An 18,706-nucleotide genomic window follows, 5' to 3' on the forward strand; every position below is an offset into this window, starting at 1 on the left:
GTGTAACTGGATCCTGGTACAAATCATGGATGCCTTACCAAAAAATCACTGATAAAACTTCTCCTCAGTACCAATTAATTAATAAGAGTGGATTAATTAATGTTGGTGAAGATGGATTGTTGTATTCAATTGATGGATACATAGGAGTTGCCTTAGGGAGTAAGTACGGAAACATCGGAGATAAATTTATCATTGAATTTGATAATAAAAGGGAGCTTAAAGTTATCAAGTTAGATGAAAAAGCCGATAAAGATACGATCAATGGATGCTATCATCGTTCAGATAATTCAATGGTCGAAGTATTAGTAAACAGAGAAACTGCTGCTGAAACATATCCATTGGCAATTAATGTATGGGGTGATTTTAATTACTCAGATAAATTTAATGGTGAAATTACAAATGTATTAAAGGTTGTAGAATAAGAATGGAGGCAATTTTGGAATTGTGTGAATTACAAATATTTAAAAACAAAGAATTAGGATTGGATATTGGGGTAAAGTACAATGATGATGGCAGTATTTCAGTAAGTTTAGAAGATGCTGCTAGAGGATTAGGATTTACTCAAACTCAAAATAAAAAAGGTAAACAATATACAAGTATCAGGTGGGAAAGAATTAAAAATTTCTTAAGCGAATTCGGCGTTCCCCCACTTGTGGGGGAAGACATTTTTATCCCTGAACCAGTATTTTATTTATTAGCTATGAAAGCAAATAATAATATTGCTAAGAAGTTTCAAATTTGGGTAGCCAAAGATGTGTTGCCTACTATTAGAAAAACGGGAAATTATTCGATTAGAACAGTTAAAGATAGCTATATGATCGAAAATCCAATTGAACGAGCTAAGAGATGGATTGAAGAAGAAACTGAGCGTCAAAATTTACGGTTAGAAAATAAAGAATTAACAAAGGAAGTTATGTATAAAGAAGATGTAATAGGCGGATTAGTTGATGATATTGACTTAGCTGAAAAGCGTAGAAGAATTACTCAAATTATTAGACAAGGTAGCGATAAGTATAGCGAAAGATACAATCTGCTTTATCATGAATTTGAAATGAAATATAAAATGGACTTAAATCGGAGGATGGATTCTGATAAATATAAAAACATTAAACCAAAAATTAAAAATAAAATGGATAGAGGGTTACACAAAATTCCTCAGTTGTATGAAATTGCTTGTAAGTTATTTGAAAATGATGTTGTTAAACTTCAACAAGAAATTTGGAACACATGTTCAAAATTTTAAAAGGAGTTAAAAGTGAAGCTGTTTGACGAGTGGGTTTATAGAAATTTAAGAAGATATGGCAATGTAAGCATAAATCCTAAATGGATAAAATTATTTGGTACAGATAATATTATTAAAGACATTGAAGGTAACGGGTTTAATAATGTAGAAATTGATTGCTATTCTAGGGATTGCTTGAGAGGTAAATATGTCATTACTCCAAGAGATATGTTAGATAATCAATTCTGTATTATTAAAGCACGGTAAACAAAGAGGAGGTAGATGATTATAGAAGGATTGCAAATTGTTGAATATAAAAACCAAAGAGTTTTAACAACAAATAGATTAGCAAAAGGTTATGGAACAACGAACAAAATTATTTCTTATAATTTTAATAACAATAAGGATAGATATGTTGAAGAGAAGCATTATTTCAAACTTGAGGGGAAAGAAAAAAAGGATTTTGTTAACTGTCTTGAAATTCAAGATGGTTTAAAAAACGCCAAAACACTTTACCTTTGGACAGAGCGAGGTGCATTTCTTCATGCTAAGTCTTTAAATACTGATAAAGCGTGGGAAGTGTACGATTCGTTAGTTGAGCATTATTTTAAATCAAGAGAAGCAAAACCAAAAGCTTTACCTATGACATACAAAGAGGCTTTAATCCAACTAATTGAACAAGTTGAGGAAAATGAAAGATTGGAATTACAAAACAGAATTCAAACTCAACAAATTTGTGAAATGAAGCCAAAAGTAGATTATTGTGATCTTATTTTGAAAAGTGATAGATTAGTGACCATTTCTCAAATTGCTAAAGATTATGGAAAGAGTGGTAAAGCGTTTAATAAAATTTTAAATGAGCTAAAAATTCAATATAAGCAATCGGGGCAATGGTTATTATATAGCAAATTCCAAGATAAGGGGTACACTCAATCTGAAACAATTCTTATTAAAAGAAATGATGGTCGATCTGATGCTAAATTGAACACAAAGTGGACTCAAAAAGGACGGTTGTTCTTATATAACTTACTAAAAGAGAATAATATACTGCCAATGATTGAGCAGACTAATTAAAATAGCGATTTTACGAAAGGAGAGATTGTATGAAGTTTGACAAAGAAAAAAAAGATCATATTACAGTCTATGATGGTCAAACAAAAATATTTTCATTTAATTTAAGAAAAGACATTCCTAAAGTAAATACAATTAGCGAACCATTATTTAAACCTGGAGATAGGGTAAAAACAAAGCATGGAATTGGTGAAGTAATGAATATATGGGGACTTAATGAGAGAATGATCTATAAATATGATGTTCTAATTATTGAAAATAACTTTTGTAGATTTTGGCGTCTTTGCTTTGAAGAAGATCAGTTAGAAATATACAGTAATAAAGAAGGAGAGATGAAAAATATGGAAAACAATGAATTAAAAAGAATTAGAGATTTAGCATTAAATATTATTAGGAATGTTAAAAATTATAAAATTACATCTGCTAGAGATGAGTACAGTAAGAAAATTGAGGAACTTACTAAACAAATAGAAGTAAACAAATTAGCTAAAAAACACGCAGAATTATTACAAAAAGATATTCAAAATTTATTAGGTAGAGATTGTAGTAATGATTCTTCCAACTTGTTAGCATATAGTAATTTTTTAACCACAGTTAATTTTCTAGATAGTGATGGTTATCTAACAACAGATGAGAAAAATGAGAAACAGAAAACGGTAAACGATTTTAAAGAAGAAAGAAAACAAATTGTCAAAAAATTTGATAACATTATTAATTCATTATACTTATGTACAACAACTGATCAAATTAATGAATTTTTAGATAATCAGAAATTTAGAGTTAATGGCTTAATTGTAAGTCCAGAAGACTGGAAAGGATAAAATAGAGAACAGATGAACGAAGTAATAATTAAATATGAAAATAATCAAATGTTAGTAACTAGCTTACAAGTTGCAGAAAACTTTGGAAAAAGACATAGACATGTATTGGAAAGTATAAGAAATTTGGTGGCCGAAAATTCGGCAGCCAAATTAGTATTCTTTGAAAGTGAGTATGAGAATCGTGGTAAAAAATACCCAATGTTTACAATGAATAGGGATGGATTCACATTGTTGGCTATGGGATTTACTGGGAAAGAGGCTCTAGAGTGGAAGTTCAAATATATTGAGGCATTCAATAACATGGAAACCAAGTTAAATAGTCCTGAATTTATTATGAATAGAGCTTTGGAAATTTCTAGAAAACAAGTGGAAGCTCTAATGCTTGAGAACAAAGAATTAAAGCCCAAAGGAGAATACTTCGATGCTTTAGTTGACAGAAATTTACTAACAAATTTTAGAGATACAGCAAAAGAGATTCATGTTAAGCAAAAGGTGTTGATGGAGTATTTGTATGATAAAAAATATATTTATAAAGATAAAAGAGGAAATACCAAACCTTATGCAAAACATGTGGAAAATGGATATTTTGAGATCAAAGAATATGCAAACAACAAAGCTGTAGGTGTTCAAACATTAGTAACACCAAGAGGACGAGAAGCATTGCGATTATTATTGAGCAATAAAAATTAATAAAATTTCATCTTTATTAAACAAGGTAATTAATCAGTTTAAAGAGAGTTTTAAAAGCAGAGTTGTAAAAAAACAGGAAAGAGGAAAAAAATGTTAAGTTTAATCTTTATTATATCGTTAATATTGGCGGTTATTTTATTTAAAAAAACAAGTCGGAATTGCAAATATGAAGGACTATATTTTACTGGAGCAATATTAAATGTTGCATTGGCTATTATCCTTGGATTTTTGATACTAGATATCATTGTCTATTATATTGATGTTTTTAATGTAGATAAAAAAATAGATATATATATAGAAGAAAACAAAAAGATTGAGTCTGATGTATCAATAGCTGTGGGTAATTATCAGATTTATGAAAACAGTACTTTTAAAGAAATCATAGACAATCCAACTGTATTGGCAGTGGTGTGTCCAGAACTTAAATCAAATGAACTTGTTTTAAAACAAGTTGATCTTTACATAGAAAACAGTCAAAAAATAAAGGATTTAAAATTAATGAAAGTAACTAAAGATATATATAAATTTTTACTTTATTTAGGATAATAAAAAAAACGAAAGAAGAGGAAAAGAAAAATGTTTAAATTTACTTTACAGGCTATTTTATTAATTACAGTTGTTAGTTTAGTTGTATGGGGGCTATTTGATTTTACAGAAGAAAAATTTAAGCCAAATAAAAGAGGATTATATGCATTAATTCCGTTAGTTTTATTTATTAGTTCAATGTGTGTTGCAGTTGTTCCAGCAAATACAGTTGGCGTTAAATATAGTTCATTTAGTGGAACTAGTGAAAACACTTTAGGTGAGGGGGTACACTTTAAAACACCATTTGATACTATTTATGAAATTGATACAACTGTCCAAGAAAGAACAGGAGAAAAAATTAAAGTTCAAACTTCAGATGCTCAATTTTTGGAAATGGTAGTAAATATTAAATACCAGGTATCTAGTAAAGATGCGTTTAAAGTATATAAGGGATATAAGACGTTAGAAGCATTAAATAAAAATATTATTGCCAACTATGCTCAAAGTGCTTTATCAGAAGTATGTACTCAATATAATATTATTGATATTTTAGGTGACAAACGTAATGAAGTTATTGGTAAAGCAAGTAATTTATTGAAAGAAAAATATGCTTCAGAAGGCGTAACCTTTAAAGATCTAACCATAAAAGATATGGATGCTGGAGCTGAAATTGAAAATGCAATCAAACAAGAAGCTGTTGCTAAGAAAAATGTAGAAACAGCAGAGCAAAACAAGCAAATAGCTCAAAAAGAAGCGGAAACAAAGTTGATTAAAGCTCAAGGCGAAGCAAATGCAAATGCTGTTAAGACAAGTCAGTTGACAGATCAAATTTTAATTGAACAATGGATTGAAAAATGGGATGGAGAATTACCAACTGTTAGTGGAAGCAATAATAATATGATTGATATTAGCAAACTATTAGAAAAATAGGAGGTTGGAGTTGTGCTTAACTTTAAAGGAGAGTGTATTGATGAATTTGTTGAAAAAAACTATCCTTTGTTTATATGGATGGTAAATAAGTACAATAGGAAAAATTATCATACACCACCACAAGATTTAATTGATTATTGTTTAACAACTTATCTTTCTTATTGTCAAAAATTTGATGTGGAAAAAAATGTTAAGTTTTCATATTTTTTAACAAAGCCAATAAAATATAGAATTAACCATTATTATAATAGAAATAAAAATTGTAAATTTAAAACGATTGGGGCAATGTCGTTAAATAGTGAAATAAGAAACGAAAATGGTAAGCCAACAGAATTTATAGAATTAATACAATATAAATTTAACAAGTTTTCAAACCAAAATAATCATGTATTGTTAAATGAAATATTAGCGTATTTAAAGTCAAATTTTAGTTCAAGAGATTTAGAAATGTTTAATTTATATATTAATGGTGAAAATCAAGTAGATATTGCAAAAAGATATAGTATTTCTCAGGTTCAAGTATCAAGAGTCATTAAAAATATAAGAACCAAAATAAGAAATCACTTTGGTTTTAGTAATTAAAATATTACTTTTATTAATAATTTATGGAGGTAAAATATAAAAAGTTTTCTAAAAGAAACCAACTGTTTTGGAGGTTTTTATAATTAATGAGCAGTACAAATAGAGGGAAAGAGCGTAATAAGTTTGATTATTATGTAACACCTCAAAAGGATATAATTAATTTTTTAAAAGTTTTCAAGGGAAATCATAATGAATTGAATAACATAGAAAACGTATTAGATCCTTGTGCTGGTGGAGATAAAGATAACGATATGAGTTATCCAGAAGCTATAAAAAAAGTTTTTCCAGTTTGGAATATTGAAACTTTGGACATAAGAATGGATAGTAAAGCAAATTTTAAGGGAGTAAATTATTTGGATACAGACATATCAAAAATTTTACCCGATTATAACGCTGATATTATTTTTACTAATCCGCCATTTAATTTAGCAATGGATTTTGTCAAAAAAGCAATGTGTGATGTAAGTGAAAATGGTTATGTAATTATGTTGCTTAGATTGAATTTTCTTGGAAGTAAAGATAGAAATATCTGGCTAAGAAATAATATGCCATATGAAATATACGTGCATTCAAAACGTATGAGCTTTACAAAAGATGGTGGAACCGATAGTGTAGAATATGCTCACTTTGTATGGAAAAAGGGGTATAAGGGTATTACTAGATTGCATCTATTGGAATTTAAATAGATAGAAATAGATATATTAATCCATTTGTAATTCATTTAGATTTATTAAAATTAATTACTTTACAATTACAAATGGTTGATTAAGAAATAAAATAAACTTTTTATTCAGACGTGGATAAAAAGACAAAGAATATCAAATAAAACAAATATAGAAAATAAAGAAGAGAAAGGAAATAAAATAATACTAGTTAAAGAAAATATTTTCGATTATAAGGTAATAAATTGAGTAATAATAAAAAGTTTATTCTAAAACAAGACGATTGTCTAGAGGTAATGAAACAAATACCTGATGAAAGCGTAGATTTAATTGTAACAGATCCACCATATTTAATGAATTATAAAACAAACCGCAGAAAAGATAAGTCACATATGTTTTGTACACCTATTAGTGGCGATAATGATAGCTTGTTAATACAATTATATATATCGGAGTGCTATAGAATTATGAAAAATAATACAGCAATGTATATGTTCTGCAATTCCAATAAAATTGATTTTTTTAAAACCGAATTAGAAAAGACTGGTTTTAAAATAAAGAATATAATTATATGGATTAAAAACAATTGGACAGCAGGCGATTTAAAGGCACAATTTGGAAAACAATATGAAATGATAATTTTGGTAAACAAAGGAAGAAAATTTTTTAATGGGAAGCGCCTGACTGACGTTTGGTACTTTGATAGAGTTAGTGGTAAAAAGCAATTACACCAAAATCAAAAACCAATAGAGTTATTAGAACAATGTATTAGAAAACACAGTGATGAAAACGATATTGTATTTGATGGGTTTGCAGGAAGTGGTTCTACGGGTGAAGCTGCGCTCAGAACAGGTAGAAAATTTTTAGGAATTGAGATTGATAAAAATTATTTCAACATAGCAAATAAAAGACTTGAAAGAGTTGAGCAAGAAATTAAATAAAAAGTAGGTTTTATAAAGGATTGAACCCCTAGTTGTAAATACAGGCTTTGTGAAACATGATGGTTATAACATTTAGAAGTTATTTATCGTCAATATAAAGATATTGGAAAGGAAGGATTATAAATGAAAAGAATTATTAGAAAAAATACTTTTGAAACTAACTCTAGTTCATCACATTCGTTTTCGATTTGTATTAAAGATAAAAAAATATCTCACCCCAAGGAAATTAACTTTGAGGCACATGAATTTCATAATTATCCATTTGATGGCGACGATATGAGTTCAATGCAAGGTAGAGCAAATTATCTTTATTCTATAGCTATTCAATGTTTTATGGAAAATAAATTAAAAGAGGCGTTACAAAAAGCATTACCTAATACTAAGTTAAAGTTTGAACACGAATATAGAGAAATAAAAAATACCTATTTAATTAATCATCAAGCACAATATGCGGGGTCAGATCTCTTAGACAGAGTCTTGGAAGATAGTGTCTTATTAATAAACTACTTATTGGATGATAAAACAGATGTACTGATTACAGGAGACTATGATTATTCAGGTGTAACTGGCGGAAATGATCGATTTGTAATCGGTGATGTTAAATATGAATAATTAAGGAGAAAATTAATGAAGAAAATAATTAGAAATAACACTTTTGAGACAAATAGTAGCTCTACTCACAGTTTAACAATGTGCCTGAAATCAGATTATGAAGCATGGCAACGTGGAGAAGTTGTTTCAACTGAGAATGTATACCTATATAAAGGTGACAAAACGTTTATAACTATTGACGAAGCTCTTGATTTTATTAAAACAGAAGAATACTACAAAAACAAAATTAAAGACTATAATTTAACCGACAAGAAATCAATTAGAATATTATTAGATGATTTGGATTTTGGGTTTTATGATGATGATAATTATGAATTAGAAAAATTCTATGATGAATTTACAACTTCTTCAGGTGAAATTGTTGTGGCATTTGGAGAATATGGTTATGACGGTTAGTTTATTGCGAACATATAGAAATGGCAATGCAAATATTGAATTATATACTGATGGAACAAGAATATGTCAAACAGAAGATAAAGAATTTAATTTTAAAATGCCAATGAACATGGACATTAAAGTGACTAATTGTTGCACGTTTGGATGTGACATGTGTCACGAAAACTCATCCCCAGAAGGTAAACATGCACCACTAGAAAACTTTGATTTTATCAATAGTTGGGTATCTGGTTCTGAAGCAGCGCTCGGCGGTGGAATGTTGACTAGTTACCCACATTTAGATGAATTGCTAGAAAAGTTATATAAAAAAGGAATTGTTACTAATGCTACTTTTCATCAAGATGAATTTGTATCTAATATAGATAAGATAAAGTCTTGGCAAGAAAAAGGATATCTTCATGGAATTGGAGTATCTTTTATAAAAGAATCAGAATGTTTGAAAGAAGTATATGGTGAGGTAGAAAATGTGGTATTCCATGTTATTGCAGGATTAGTTGACTACAAAGAATTATCATATTTAATCAATAATTTTTCTAATCCAAAAGTATTAATTTTAGGTTATAAACATTTTCGACGAGGAAATAAGTTATATGAAAAAAATGGAGTTGAAATAGAAAATAGAATCATTAAATTAAGTAGAAACATCGATTGGTTATTTAAAAATTTTAAGGTAGTTAGCTTTGATAATTTAGCTTTAACTCAACTAAATGTACGTAGATGGATTTCAGATTCTGCATGGGATAAGTTTTACCAAGGAGAAGAAGGATCTTCTAATATGTATGTAGATGCAGTTGAAGGTAAGTTTGCTCGAAACAGTACATCAACTAAGAGGTATAAGCTAACAAATAACATTGAAGAAATGTTTGATGTAATTAAAAAACAAGAAAGGAATGAACAATTATAAATAATATATTAAAAACAACAGAGCAAACTCCTATCGAGATTGCTTTAGGAATAGATGAAAACGGTATGACAACTGCCAGAAAGTTGTATGATTTTTTAGAATTAGCACCAACGCAATTTGCAAGATGGGCTAAAAAGAACATAGAGAAGAATATATTTTATGATGAGAACAAGGATTGGTGGGGGTTCGACATCATGTCGAGCGGTAATAAATGTAAAGATTATAAGCTAACAACAGACTTTGCCAAACACTTATCTATGGAATCTCATTCGGTTAGAGGAAAAGAAGCAAGAGATTATTTTGTAACAGTTGAAAATAAAGCACGTGATACTCAATTGCAGTTACAGAATTTATCACCCGAACTAAGATTATTGATTTCACTAGAACTAAAACAAAATGAACATGAAAAACAACTTAAACAAGTCAAAGATGATGTTAAGGGTATTAGAGAAGTTGTAGCTATTGATCACACATCATGGCGAGATGAAACTAATAAGTTGTTACGAAAAATAAGTACAAGTTCAAATGGTGAAGTATCTTTTAAGGATGTTAGAAATGAGTCTTATAAACTTCTTGAACGTAGAATGGGAGTTAATTTGCCAACAAGATTGACTAACAAACGTAGAAGAATGTTAGAAGAAGGTGTCTGCAAATCTAAAATAGAAAGAACAAATAGTTTAGATGTTATTGCAGATGATAAAAAACTAATTGAAGGATATATAGCAATTGTTAAAGAAATAGCTATTAAATATGGTTTGTAAAATGGAACAGAAATTTAGAGCATTTTATCAGGGCGATATTGAAGATTACTATGATCTAACATTTTACTCTCAAGTTATTGAGGGTGAAATGTGGTTTGTTTGCAATAAAGATTCAGACATTAAATTTGAAGCATCGTATGTTTTTGGTGGTGAAGATTGGGTTATAAACATGTGTACTGGATTAACAGATTTGAATGATGAATTAATATATGAGGGTGATATTTTACCTTTTGAATTATCAAATAAAACATTTGAATATTATTATATAAAATATGATGATGAAAATTGTCAATTTAAAGCTGTAAATAAATGTGATACAAATATTATTCATCACGATATGTGGGGAAACTCATCAGTTGCTGGGAATATTCACTGCAATAAAATTCTTCTTGATAATTTGGATTTGCCACAAATCGGATCATTAGCAATGATTAAAACATCTGGCGAAAGTATCTATTTATCAAACAAATGGTATAGAAATAATGAAAATCTGCAAAATGACATTGATAAAGCATATTACTCGCTAAAAAACATAGTTGAGAAACTTAATAAAGAAATCTTTACACTTAAATCAAGAAATATATTTCAAAGAATTTTCAGAAAATATGAATAAAGGAGAAAATTTATAATGGACGTTGTTGTAACTACAATTGGGTACGTTATAGGAGTTGGTGGGATTGTTTGTGCAATCATAAAGATATGTCAAGAAAAACATGATAATTCTAAATATATGATTATCATGATGGCTTGTGTTGCCATTATATATATTACAAATTTGATTGCCGAATCAATTAGATAAAAGAACTGTTTTAATTAAAAGGATGGTATAAATATATGAAGAATGTTAACAAAAAACTTCAATACTTAATAAGCTTTAAAACATATAAGGACATTTGCGATATGTATTCAAAAATACAAAATAATGTACCGCTCTATATTGTCGAATCGTTATATGTAAACGCAGTAGATGAAGTGCTTAAGGAATATAATTGTAATACTCTAACCGAAGGAAATCTTAGTTGGGGGAGAGGGCACGTATATGCAAGAGACAAATTAATCAAAAAGCTATTATATTGGCTTGAAGATAAAGAAGAAATTAATAATTCAAAGGAGAAAAGAGAGCAAATGAAAACACTAAATGAAAGAATGGAAGAGTTTTTAAATAATTATTATGACTTGAAGAAAAATAGAATAATTGATAAATATAATGAATTAATAACACAAGCAAAAGAAAAATCTAACAAAGAAGCAGCAACTAAATTAATTCAAAAAATAGCATCCAATTCATACAAAATAGATGTTAGTAAAATTAAAAATTGTTTGCCAGATGGTTATGCTGAAAATGAGTTATCTATTGCTATTTAAGGGCTTAAGTTAATAGATAAAAACAATGAAGAAGTTAAATTATGTTTGTCGGAGGAAGATAAAACTGCACTATCAAGATTAGCTACATTAAAAAATACTGAATTGGGTAATTTAAATGAATTACTAAGCCAGGTCAAAATGTTAATATTAACATGTGAAAGTGACCATGACTTTAAAGAAATTTTGACTGCTTACAATATAATTGACAAAACAACTGGGAGATTGATTGTCTAATGTCTGAAGTCTATGAATTAAGTTTGAGTAAAAATTATGTAAGTAGTTGGACAATTAGTGATGCAATAAGAGAGATTCTTCAAAACGCAATTGATAGTGAAAAAGATGGTCATAAAATGTATGTAAATTATGATGTAGAAAATGAAGAGTTGTTAATTGGGAATAAACATACATATATTGATAAAAGTACTCTAATTCTTGGAATTGGTGATAAAACTAATAATAATAAAATGATCGGCGGAAATGCTGAAGGATATAAATTAGCATTAGTGGTCTTATTAAGAAATAATCACAATGTTGTTATTTCTAATAGCGAATATTTATGGGAACCTTACTTTGAATATTCTGATACTTTTAATACAGAATTATTAAAAGTTAAATCAACAAAATGTTTAGATAATAATAATCTAGAATTTAAAATTAATAACATTTCATCATTAGTATTTGAAGATTTAAAAAATGATTTTCCTTGTATAGAAAATGATTTTGGAAAGGTAATTAATACAGTTAATGGACAAATTCTATTAGATATGAAATTCAAAGGGAAGATGTTCGTTGAGGGTTTATATGTACAATCAGATGACAACTTTCAATTTGGATATAATTTTAATGCATGTGAAGTTAAATTGGATCGTGATAGAAAGGCTATTAACTATTATGATTTAAAAAAATTAACTGCAAAAGCAGCAATTACGGTAGAAGAATGTAATGATGAAATTTACAAACAGATAGTTAGAAGTAGTACCGATACTTCGAAAATAGCCGACATAATAGATTTTTTAGATGATGACTTTGCAAAAGAATTTACTGCAAAATTTTATGAGGAAAATAAACTTGATGATGATGTTATGGTAGCTACTTCTGGTGTAGGAAAATTATTAGAAAAAGAGGGGTACAAAACATTTGAATCTAATGAAAATGTATCAGCTATTGTAGCTAAAGCAAAAGATAAAGAGGATATATTAGATGAGGCTAAAGATAAAATGAGAAAACAATCAAATGAATCAAGTGCTTGGTCAGAATTTGAAGACTCTAATACCAGAAGAATACTTAGATTATTATATAAAATACAAAATAAATTATCTAAAAGTGAACATGACGAACTATATGATATTGCAATTGATGTATCTGATTACAGTTTTAAATACATTCAAGAGGTTGTAAAAGATAGTTTGCCAGAGTGTTTGGAAGATAAATATATTAATGAAAGGTTAGAGGAGTGTTAGATGTATTATAAATTTACTTGTAATATGACATGTACTGGCAAGGGGTATGTTGAAGCTGATTCATTAGAAGATGCAAAGCAAAAAATATTAACTGGCTGTTACGATGATATTTATGATGAGACTGATCACAAAATTGCTGAAATAGTTGCAATCGAGAAAGATGATTGTGAACAATAATAGTTGTGATTTGTATGTTGATTTAACAAAAAAATGGATTAACTAACGAAGAAGTTAAAATGGTAAACAAATTAGTCAAAAAAACAGGTGTTTTATTCTATGAGTTAACTATTAGCTATCTAGAGTTTAAGAAACTAGGTGAATTATTTAACGATAATATTAATGAAAGTGAGAATTAAAATGGAGATTTAAAGGAGTCTAAATGGATAAAACAAAATTAGGAAATCGTATGAAAGAATACGAAAATCAATCACAAACAAAGCTGTTAAGAAGATTGCCTGTTATTATTCGTGTTGATGGCAAAGCTTTCCATACATTTACTAAAGGTCTAAATAAACCGTTTGATATAGACTTTTGTGATGTTATGAAGCATACAATGAAAAAATTATGTCAACAAATTCAAGGATGCGTTTTGGCTTATTGTCAAAGCGATGAGATAACACTTGTTTTAGTAGACTATAAAAATATCAACAGCGATGCTTGGTTTGATAATAAAGTTCAAAAAATGGTTTCAACAAGTGCAGCTTTAGCCACTTTATATTTCAATCAAGAAGTTGAATCAAAAAATTGTTTTAGTGCGGTATATTTTCCAGATGAAGAAAATTTATGGGAAAAGAGATGCTTTAAAGCTTCATTTGATTCAAGGGCATTTAATTTGCCTAAGCATGAAGTTGTGAACTGCTTGATTTGGAGACAACAGGATGCTATTAGAAATAGTATTCAAGCATTGGCTCAATCTAGATTCTCACATAATGAAATGCAAGGCTTGAATTGTGATGAATTAAAAGAGAAACTGTCTGTTGAGGAAGGTGTTCATTGGGATAAATTACCCAATGAATTACAAAGAGGTGTTTGTTGTATTAAAGATGGTGATGGAAATTGGGTTATTGATTATAACATACCATTATTTACAGATGAAAGAGATTATATTAACAATTTAGTTATGCTAGAACAATAGGAGAAAGAAATGAAAAAGAAATTATTAATTGTGGTGGATATGCAAAATGACTTTATTGATGGTTCTTTGGGAACAAATGAAGCTAGGGCAATTTTACCAAATGTTATAGATAAAATTAAAGAATATAAAGACAAGCCTGATTCAAGAATAGTATTTACTTTAGATACACATAACGAGAATTATCTCAATACAAACGAAGGTATAAATTTACCAATAATTCATTGTATTAAGGGGAGCTATGGTTGGTGTTTGAATGGAGAAATATTAAAATTAATTAAACCTAAACCAAAACAATTATTTGAAAAGAAAACATTTGGGTCAGTAAAATTAGCTCAATATGTAAAAAAACATCAGTTTACTGATATTGAAATTGTTGGATTATGTACTGATATCTGTGTAGTAAGTAACGCATTGCTAATTAAGACGTTCTGTCCAGAAATACATATTGTTATTAATTCAAAGTGTTGTGCTGGAACAACTTCAGAAAATCATAAATATGCACTTAAAACAATAAATTCCTGCCAAATAGAGGTGATATAAAATGATTTTAATTAATGATAGTAAATTAAAACTAAATCATTTTCCTGATGGCACATTACATTTAACTCCTTCATGCGAAATTAAAACAGTTAATATTATCAAATGGTATTATGAAAATGAAGAAGAATTAATTGCTTTAATTTATATTACAAATTATTTAAAAGAGCATGGTGGAAAAGAAAATGAATTACATATGCCATATATTCCTAACGCAAGAATGGATAGAATCAAGACAAAGAGAGATGTATTTACATTAAAATATTTCGCCAATATTATAAATTCATTAGGATTTAAAAAAGTGCTATCAATTGATCCACATTCGCCAGTTAGCGAAGCTTTGATTGATAATTTATATTTACTTGACTTAAATGTATTTGTAAGACGACTTATATTAAGAGATATTAATATTAACGAAAATATTAATGAAGATGACTTAATTGTTTATTTCCCCGATAATGGGGCTAGTAAAAAATACGAAGATTTATTTCGTGGGTTTAAAACTTGTTATGGAGTAAAACATCGTGATTGGACAAGCGGGAAAATTATGGGGCTTGAAATAATTACAAACGAAATTGATTTGAAAGACAAGACCGTATTAATGTTTGATGATATTTGTAGTTATGGTGGATCAATGTATTATGGTGCAAATAAATTAAAAGAACTTGGAGCAAAAAAGATTTATGCTTATGTAAGTCATTGCGAAAATAGTATTTTAGATAGAGAAAGAGGAACTTTAATTAAATCACTGGAAGATGGCACAGTAGAAAGACTGTTTACTACTAATAGTTTATTTACTGGAAAACACGAGAAAATTGAAGTTATAAAGGTTTAAGAAAGGAAAATGAAATGAAAAATTTAACAACCTTATTATTGTCGGATACATATAAACAAACACATCTGCGAATGTTTCCTAAGGATTTAACAAAATTGGTTTCTTATTGGACACCTAGAAAAGCGATGTCAGAGAAGTATGATAAAATGGTGTTCTTTGGTTTGCAGGAGTTTATCAAAAAGTATCTTGTCGAAGATTTTAATAATAACTTTTTTAACAAACCAATAGATGAGGTTATTGGAGAATATAATTCCTATATGGACACACAATTAGGCGAAGGAAACTATGATTTGGACGCAATCATAAATCTTCATAAATTAGGGTATCTACCCATTCTAATTAGAGCATTGCCTGAAGGAAGTATTGTTAATATGGGAGTTCCTTGTATTGAATTGACAAATACTCATCCAGATTTTGCGTGGGTTGTACAATGGCTAGAATGTATTCTACAAGTAGAATTATGGCCAACATGTAATTACGCTACTATTGGAAAGATTTATAAGGAAGTAGCAAACAAATATTATGATCTAACAGTTGATAATATGGATTCTAGAATGGCTATGTCAGACTTTGGAATGAGAGGTATGTCATGTTTAGAAGATTCTATTAGAACATCTGCATCATGGCTGTTATCTTTTGATAAGACAAGTACAATCCCCGCATTGCAATATATTAGAGAATATTATAATGCTGATAAAAATATTGGAATTGGAGCTGTATCTACAGAGCATGCAGTTATGGGAGCTAACTTCTCAGTTGATGGCGATGAAATCACTTTTGTAAAAAGATTATTAACAGAATTATATCCTAATACTTCATTCAGCATGGTATCTGATACTTATGATTATTGGAATATAGTAAAAAATATTTTACCTCAATGCAAAGAAGAAATTATGAATCACAATGGAAAGTTATTAATTAGACCTGATAGCGGAGATATTGTTGAAATATCAATTGAAACAATTAAACTCTTGTGGAAAACATTTGGTGGAAGTATCAATAGTAAAGGATATAAAGTATTAGATCCTCATATTGGCATTATTTATGGGGATGGATGTACTATAAATAAAGTCGAAGAAATCTATGAAGAGTTATATAAACTAGGGTTTGCTGCTAACAACATTGTATTTGGAGTAGGAGCGTTCTGCTTCCATGCTATTTTTGAAGATGATGGAAAGTTTATTGTTAATACAAGAGATACATTTGGTATTGCTATGAAGGCTACTTATGGGGAAGTTGGAAATTTCAAATTCCCTATTTATAAAAATCCTAAAACAGACACATCAAAATTAAAGAAATCTCATAAAGGTTGTTGTGCTGTTATTAAAACAGAAGATGGATATAAATGCGTAGATGGATATAATTGTTTAGTTTCTACAGAAAATACGTCATTAGAAAAAATGTTTAGCAATGGTATGTTAAAAAGAGAAGAATCATTTGAACAAATTCGTCAAAGATTAAATAAAGGAGAATTTTAATGATTGATAACTTTAGAGGTAAATATCGTTTTTTAAGCAATTATTATGAAACACCAATTGAATATGATGGGATAGTTTATCTTAATAATGAAGCTGCTTTTCAAGCACAAAAAATAACTAGAATTAGTGAAAAGATTAAATTTCAAAATTTAAATCCTGTCGAAGCCAAGAAACTAGGGAGAAAAATACTTTTAAGAGATGATTGGGAAAAAGTAAAAGAAAAATATATGTATGAAATTGTTAAAGCAAAATTTACTCAACACCAATATTTAAAGAAAAAGTTATTAGATACATATCCTCATGAATTGATTGAAGGAACGACTGGTTGGCATGATAATATTTGGGGCAATTGTGAGTGTCCTAAGTGTAAAGATATTGTAGGAGAAAACAAACTAGGCAAAATTTTAATGAAAGTTAGAAGTGAGATTTGATAATGGACTATTATTTAAGCCCAGATAATTGTTATCAAAGATTAGAAGATGAGTTTATAAAATATGGCAAATTAATCATTGCTGTAGATTTTGATGATACAATTTATGATTTCCATAGGCTTGGACGAACATATACAAATGTTATTAACTTATTAAAAAGATGGGATAGATATGCACAAATTATTATCTTTACGGGTAATGGAGTAGATAAACTTTCCGAAATAAAATCTTATTGCAATAGATATGGAATTCCTTATGATGGGATTAATTGTAATTCAATGGTAAAAGTAAATGGACGTAAGATATATGCCAATGCTTATTTAGACGATAGAGGTGGATTGCCTATGGTATATGATCATCTTAATACATTAATTGAAAAAATAGAAAAAGGAGTGATTTAGCATGTATAAGTTTGATGCTAAAAAAGTAAAAGATGAAATAGTTTCTTTTATAAAAGATTGGTTTGATAAAAATGGCAAAGATTGTAATGCTGTTGTTGGAATATCTGGCGGAGTTGACTCTTCAGTTGCAGCAGCCTTATGTGTAGAGGCATTAGGGAAAGAAAGAGTAAGAGGATTGCTTATGCCTTGTGGAGAACAAGAAGATATCAGCTATTCTTATTTTCTTTGTGGACAACTTGGGATCAGTTTTGATGTTATGAATATATTTAATGCAGTAACTGCTATTAATAATCAATTTCCACCAAGTGTTGAGGTTTCAAAACAAACTATTATAAATCTTCCTGCTAGAATTAGAATGGCTACATTATATGCATATTCTCAATCGGTTAATGGCAGAGTTGTCAATACTTGTAATTTATCAGAGGATTGGATAGGATATTCAACCAGATATGGAGATAGTGTTGGGGATTTTAGCCCACTATCAAAACTTACAAAGACAGAAGTAAAACTTATTGGCAAAGAATTGGGACTATCCAATATACTAATAGATAAAGTTCCAACTGATGGACTTTGTGGGAAAACCGATGAAGAAAATTTTGGTTTTTCCTATGAAATTTTAGACAAATATATTCGCACTGAGGAAATAGATGATTTAGATATTAAAAACACAATTGATAAAATGCATAAAAAAAATTTATTTAAATTTCAACCAATGCCATGTTTTGAATATATAGCAAACTAAGAAACATTAAAAAAACAAGGAGAAAATAAAAATGCTAAAACAAATAACACAAGAAGAACTAAATAAAATATTAAATCTTCATGAAAAATGGTTAAATAATGAATATGGTGGAGCTAGAGCAGATTTAATTGACGCAAATTTAATTAATGCAAATTTAAGTAATGCAGATTTAAGTAATGCAGATTTAAGTTATGCAGATTTAAGT

28 protein-coding genes are annotated in these 18,706 nt (G+C 28.6%); all 28 read left to right on the forward strand.

Annotated features, from left to right (window positions below; genetic code table 11):
- The first annotated feature begins 29 nt into the window (after positions 1–29).
- Positions 30–422: a hypothetical protein gene (locus BMW96_RS09845; protein ID WP_092355133.1), complete on the forward strand. Its 393-nt coding sequence runs from the start codon at positions 30–32 to the stop codon at positions 420–422.
- Positions 423–436: 14 nt separating this feature from the next.
- Complete coding sequence (locus BMW96_RS09850; RefSeq protein ID WP_211283653.1) at positions 437–1,243, forward strand: BRO family protein; 807 nt, start codon at positions 437–439, stop codon at positions 1,241–1,243.
- A 12-nt stretch (positions 1,244–1,255) separates the two neighbouring features.
- Positions 1,256–1,489, forward strand: a complete 234-nt coding sequence (locus tag BMW96_RS09855; RefSeq protein ID WP_092355139.1) for a hypothetical protein — start codon at positions 1,256–1,258, stop codon at positions 1,487–1,489.
- 15 nt (positions 1,490–1,504) lie between these two features.
- Positions 1,505–2,296: a phage antirepressor KilAC domain-containing protein gene (locus tag BMW96_RS09860; RefSeq protein ID WP_092355142.1), complete on the forward strand. Its 792-nt coding sequence runs from the start codon at positions 1,505–1,507 to the stop codon at positions 2,294–2,296.
- A 29-nt stretch (positions 2,297–2,325) separates the two neighbouring features.
- On the forward strand, positions 2,326–3,114 hold the full coding sequence (locus tag BMW96_RS09865; protein WP_092355145.1) for a hypothetical protein: 789 nt from the start codon (positions 2,326–2,328) through the stop codon (positions 3,112–3,114).
- A gap of 12 nt (positions 3,115–3,126) precedes the next feature.
- Positions 3,127–3,804: a Rha family transcriptional regulator gene (locus BMW96_RS14375; protein ID WP_211283652.1), complete on the forward strand. Its 678-nt coding sequence runs from the start codon at positions 3,127–3,129 to the stop codon at positions 3,802–3,804.
- A gap of 90 nt (positions 3,805–3,894) precedes the next feature.
- The gene (locus BMW96_RS09875; RefSeq protein ID WP_092355148.1) at positions 3,895–4,350 is read left to right on the forward strand and encodes a hypothetical protein; all 456 of its coding nucleotides are present in this window, start codon (positions 3,895–3,897) and stop codon (positions 4,348–4,350) included.
- 30 nt (positions 4,351–4,380) lie between these two features.
- Positions 4,381–5,259 carry a prohibitin family protein gene (locus BMW96_RS09880; RefSeq protein ID WP_092355151.1) on the forward strand — a complete coding sequence of 293 codons (879 nt, stop codon included), beginning with the start codon at positions 4,381–4,383 and terminating at the stop codon, positions 5,257–5,259.
- A gap of 12 nt (positions 5,260–5,271) precedes the next feature.
- A complete protein-coding gene (locus BMW96_RS09885; RefSeq protein WP_092355155.1) occupies positions 5,272–5,841 on the forward strand; it encodes a sigma-70 family RNA polymerase sigma factor in 570 nt (189 codons plus the stop codon).
- Positions 5,842–5,927: 86 nt separating this feature from the next.
- Complete coding sequence (locus tag BMW96_RS09890; RefSeq protein ID WP_092355158.1) at positions 5,928–6,527, forward strand: hypothetical protein; 600 nt, start codon at positions 5,928–5,930, stop codon at positions 6,525–6,527.
- A 221-nt stretch (positions 6,528–6,748) separates the two neighbouring features.
- Entirely contained in the window at positions 6,749–7,444 is a 696-nt protein-coding gene (locus BMW96_RS09895; protein WP_218139419.1) for a DNA-methyltransferase, read from the forward strand.
- 123 nt (positions 7,445–7,567) lie between these two features.
- Complete coding sequence (locus BMW96_RS09900) at positions 7,568–8,056, forward strand: hypothetical protein (RefSeq protein WP_092355161.1); 489 nt, start codon at positions 7,568–7,570, stop codon at positions 8,054–8,056.
- Positions 8,057–8,071: 15 nt separating this feature from the next.
- Positions 8,072–8,452, forward strand: a complete 381-nt coding sequence (locus tag BMW96_RS09905; RefSeq protein WP_092355165.1) for a hypothetical protein — start codon at positions 8,072–8,074, stop codon at positions 8,450–8,452.
- The gene (locus BMW96_RS09910) at positions 8,442–9,356 is read left to right on the forward strand and encodes a hypothetical protein (protein WP_092355168.1); all 915 of its coding nucleotides are present in this window, start codon (positions 8,442–8,444) and stop codon (positions 9,354–9,356) included. Before BMW96_RS09905 ends, BMW96_RS09910 begins: the two co-directional genes overlap by 11 nt.
- 65 nt (positions 9,357–9,421) lie before the next feature.
- Positions 9,422–10,117: an antA/AntB antirepressor family protein gene (locus BMW96_RS09915; protein ID WP_180320379.1), complete on the forward strand. Its 696-nt coding sequence runs from the start codon at positions 9,422–9,424 to the stop codon at positions 10,115–10,117.
- A 1-nt stretch (position 10,118) separates the two neighbouring features.
- Positions 10,119–10,730: a YopX family protein gene (locus tag BMW96_RS09920; RefSeq protein WP_157796118.1), complete on the forward strand. Its 612-nt coding sequence runs from the start codon at positions 10,119–10,121 to the stop codon at positions 10,728–10,730.
- A 15-nt stretch (positions 10,731–10,745) separates the two neighbouring features.
- Entirely contained in the window at positions 10,746–10,916 is a 171-nt protein-coding gene (locus tag BMW96_RS14190; RefSeq protein WP_157796117.1) for a hypothetical protein, read from the forward strand.
- 35 nt (positions 10,917–10,951) lie between these two features.
- On the forward strand, positions 10,952–11,482 hold the full coding sequence (locus tag BMW96_RS09925; RefSeq protein ID WP_092355177.1) for a hypothetical protein: 531 nt from the start codon (positions 10,952–10,954) through the stop codon (positions 11,480–11,482).
- Positions 11,483–11,715: 233 nt separating this feature from the next.
- Complete coding sequence (locus BMW96_RS09935) at positions 11,716–12,942, forward strand: hypothetical protein (RefSeq protein WP_092355183.1); 1,227 nt, start codon at positions 11,716–11,718, stop codon at positions 12,940–12,942.
- On the forward strand, positions 12,943–13,119 hold the full coding sequence (locus BMW96_RS14195) for a hypothetical protein (RefSeq protein WP_157796116.1): 177 nt from the start codon (positions 12,943–12,945) through the stop codon (positions 13,117–13,119).
- 202 nt (positions 13,120–13,321) lie between these two features.
- Positions 13,322–14,077, forward strand: a complete 756-nt coding sequence (locus tag BMW96_RS09940; RefSeq protein ID WP_092355186.1) for a tRNA(His) guanylyltransferase Thg1 family protein — start codon at positions 13,322–13,324, stop codon at positions 14,075–14,077.
- A gap of 9 nt (positions 14,078–14,086) precedes the next feature.
- Positions 14,087–14,617 (forward strand): cysteine hydrolase family protein, encoded by a 531-nt coding sequence (locus BMW96_RS09945; protein WP_092355189.1) that lies wholly within the window; start codon positions 14,087–14,089, stop codon positions 14,615–14,617.
- 1 nt (position 14,618) lies between these two features.
- A complete protein-coding gene (locus BMW96_RS09950; RefSeq protein ID WP_092355193.1) occupies positions 14,619–15,449 on the forward strand; it encodes a ribose-phosphate diphosphokinase in 831 nt (276 codons plus the stop codon).
- A gap of 14 nt (positions 15,450–15,463) precedes the next feature.
- Positions 15,464–16,927, forward strand: a complete 1,464-nt coding sequence (locus tag BMW96_RS09955; RefSeq protein ID WP_092355196.1) for a nicotinate phosphoribosyltransferase — start codon at positions 15,464–15,466, stop codon at positions 16,925–16,927.
- The gene (locus BMW96_RS09960; RefSeq protein ID WP_092355199.1) at positions 16,927–17,358 is read left to right on the forward strand and encodes an NADAR family protein; all 432 of its coding nucleotides are present in this window, start codon (positions 16,927–16,929) and stop codon (positions 17,356–17,358) included. Before BMW96_RS09955 ends, BMW96_RS09960 begins: the two co-directional genes overlap by 1 nt.
- 2 nt (positions 17,359–17,360) lie before the next feature.
- Positions 17,361–17,759: a hypothetical protein gene (locus tag BMW96_RS09965; RefSeq protein WP_092355202.1), complete on the forward strand. Its 399-nt coding sequence runs from the start codon at positions 17,361–17,363 to the stop codon at positions 17,757–17,759.
- A 1-nt stretch (position 17,760) separates the two neighbouring features.
- Complete coding sequence (gene nadE, locus BMW96_RS09970) at positions 17,761–18,501, forward strand: NAD(+) synthase (RefSeq protein WP_092355205.1); 741 nt, start codon at positions 17,761–17,763, stop codon at positions 18,499–18,501.
- Positions 18,502–18,532: 31 nt separating this feature from the next.
- On the forward strand, positions 18,533–18,706 hold a 174-nt coding region (locus tag BMW96_RS14820; protein ID WP_218139420.1), incomplete at its 3' end, for a pentapeptide repeat-containing protein.

The sequence above is a fragment of the Thomasclavelia cocleata genome (assembly GCF_900102365.1).
GTDB lineage: Bacteria > Bacillota_I > Bacilli_A > Erysipelotrichales > Coprobacillaceae > Thomasclavelia > Thomasclavelia cocleata.

What these genes read in the sequence shown, in the direction of transcription:
- BMW96_RS09845 (WP_092355133.1), top strand. Translation starts at nt 30, where the DNA reads ATGCCTTACCAAAAAATCACTGATAAAACTTCTCCTCAGTACCAATTA.
- BMW96_RS09920 (WP_157796118.1), top strand. Translation starts at nt 10,119, where the DNA reads ATGGAACAGAAATTTAGAGCATTTTATCAGGGCGATATTGAAGATTAC.
- BMW96_RS09865 (WP_092355145.1), top strand. Translation starts at nt 2,326, where the DNA reads ATGAAGTTTGACAAAGAAAAAAAAGATCATATTACAGTCTATGATGGT.
- BMW96_RS09905 (WP_092355165.1), top strand. Translation starts at nt 8,072, where the DNA reads ATGAAGAAAATAATTAGAAATAACACTTTTGAGACAAATAGTAGCTCT.
- BMW96_RS09945 (WP_092355189.1), top strand. Translation starts at nt 14,087, where the DNA reads ATGAAAAAGAAATTATTAATTGTGGTGGATATGCAAAATGACTTTATT.
- BMW96_RS09965 (WP_092355202.1), top strand. Translation starts at nt 17,361, where the DNA reads ATGGACTATTATTTAAGCCCAGATAATTGTTATCAAAGATTAGAAGAT.
- BMW96_RS09890 (WP_092355158.1), top strand. Translation starts at nt 5,928, where the DNA reads ATGAGCAGTACAAATAGAGGGAAAGAGCGTAATAAGTTTGATTATTAT.
- nadE (WP_092355205.1), top strand. Translation starts at nt 17,761, where the DNA reads ATGTATAAGTTTGATGCTAAAAAAGTAAAAGATGAAATAGTTTCTTTT.
- BMW96_RS09860 (WP_092355142.1), top strand. Translation starts at nt 1,505, where the DNA reads ATGATTATAGAAGGATTGCAAATTGTTGAATATAAAAACCAAAGAGTT.
- BMW96_RS09935 (WP_092355183.1), top strand. Translation starts at nt 11,716, where the DNA reads ATGTCTGAAGTCTATGAATTAAGTTTGAGTAAAAATTATGTAAGTAGT.
- BMW96_RS09880 (WP_092355151.1), top strand. Translation starts at nt 4,381, where the DNA reads ATGTTTAAATTTACTTTACAGGCTATTTTATTAATTACAGTTGTTAGT.
- BMW96_RS14195 (WP_157796116.1), top strand. Translation starts at nt 12,943, where the DNA reads ATGTATTATAAATTTACTTGTAATATGACATGTACTGGCAAGGGGTAT.
- BMW96_RS14190 (WP_157796117.1), top strand. Translation starts at nt 10,746, where the DNA reads ATGGACGTTGTTGTAACTACAATTGGGTACGTTATAGGAGTTGGTGGG.
- BMW96_RS14375 (WP_211283652.1), top strand. Translation starts at nt 3,127, where the DNA reads ATGAACGAAGTAATAATTAAATATGAAAATAATCAAATGTTAGTAACT.
- BMW96_RS09960 (WP_092355199.1), top strand. Translation starts at nt 16,927, where the DNA reads ATGATTGATAACTTTAGAGGTAAATATCGTTTTTTAAGCAATTATTAT.
- BMW96_RS09940 (WP_092355186.1), top strand. Translation starts at nt 13,322, where the DNA reads ATGGATAAAACAAAATTAGGAAATCGTATGAAAGAATACGAAAATCAA.
- BMW96_RS09910 (WP_092355168.1), top strand. Translation starts at nt 8,442, where the DNA reads ATGACGGTTAGTTTATTGCGAACATATAGAAATGGCAATGCAAATATT.
- BMW96_RS09955 (WP_092355196.1), top strand. Translation starts at nt 15,464, where the DNA reads ATGAAAAATTTAACAACCTTATTATTGTCGGATACATATAAACAAACA.
- BMW96_RS09900 (WP_092355161.1), top strand. Translation starts at nt 7,568, where the DNA reads ATGAAAAGAATTATTAGAAAAAATACTTTTGAAACTAACTCTAGTTCA.
- BMW96_RS09925 (WP_092355177.1), top strand. Translation starts at nt 10,952, where the DNA reads ATGAAGAATGTTAACAAAAAACTTCAATACTTAATAAGCTTTAAAACA.
- BMW96_RS09875 (WP_092355148.1), top strand. Translation starts at nt 3,895, where the DNA reads ATGTTAAGTTTAATCTTTATTATATCGTTAATATTGGCGGTTATTTTA.
- BMW96_RS09915 (WP_180320379.1), top strand. Translation starts at nt 9,422, where the DNA reads ATGACAACTGCCAGAAAGTTGTATGATTTTTTAGAATTAGCACCAACG.
- BMW96_RS09950 (WP_092355193.1), top strand. Translation starts at nt 14,619, where the DNA reads ATGATTTTAATTAATGATAGTAAATTAAAACTAAATCATTTTCCTGAT.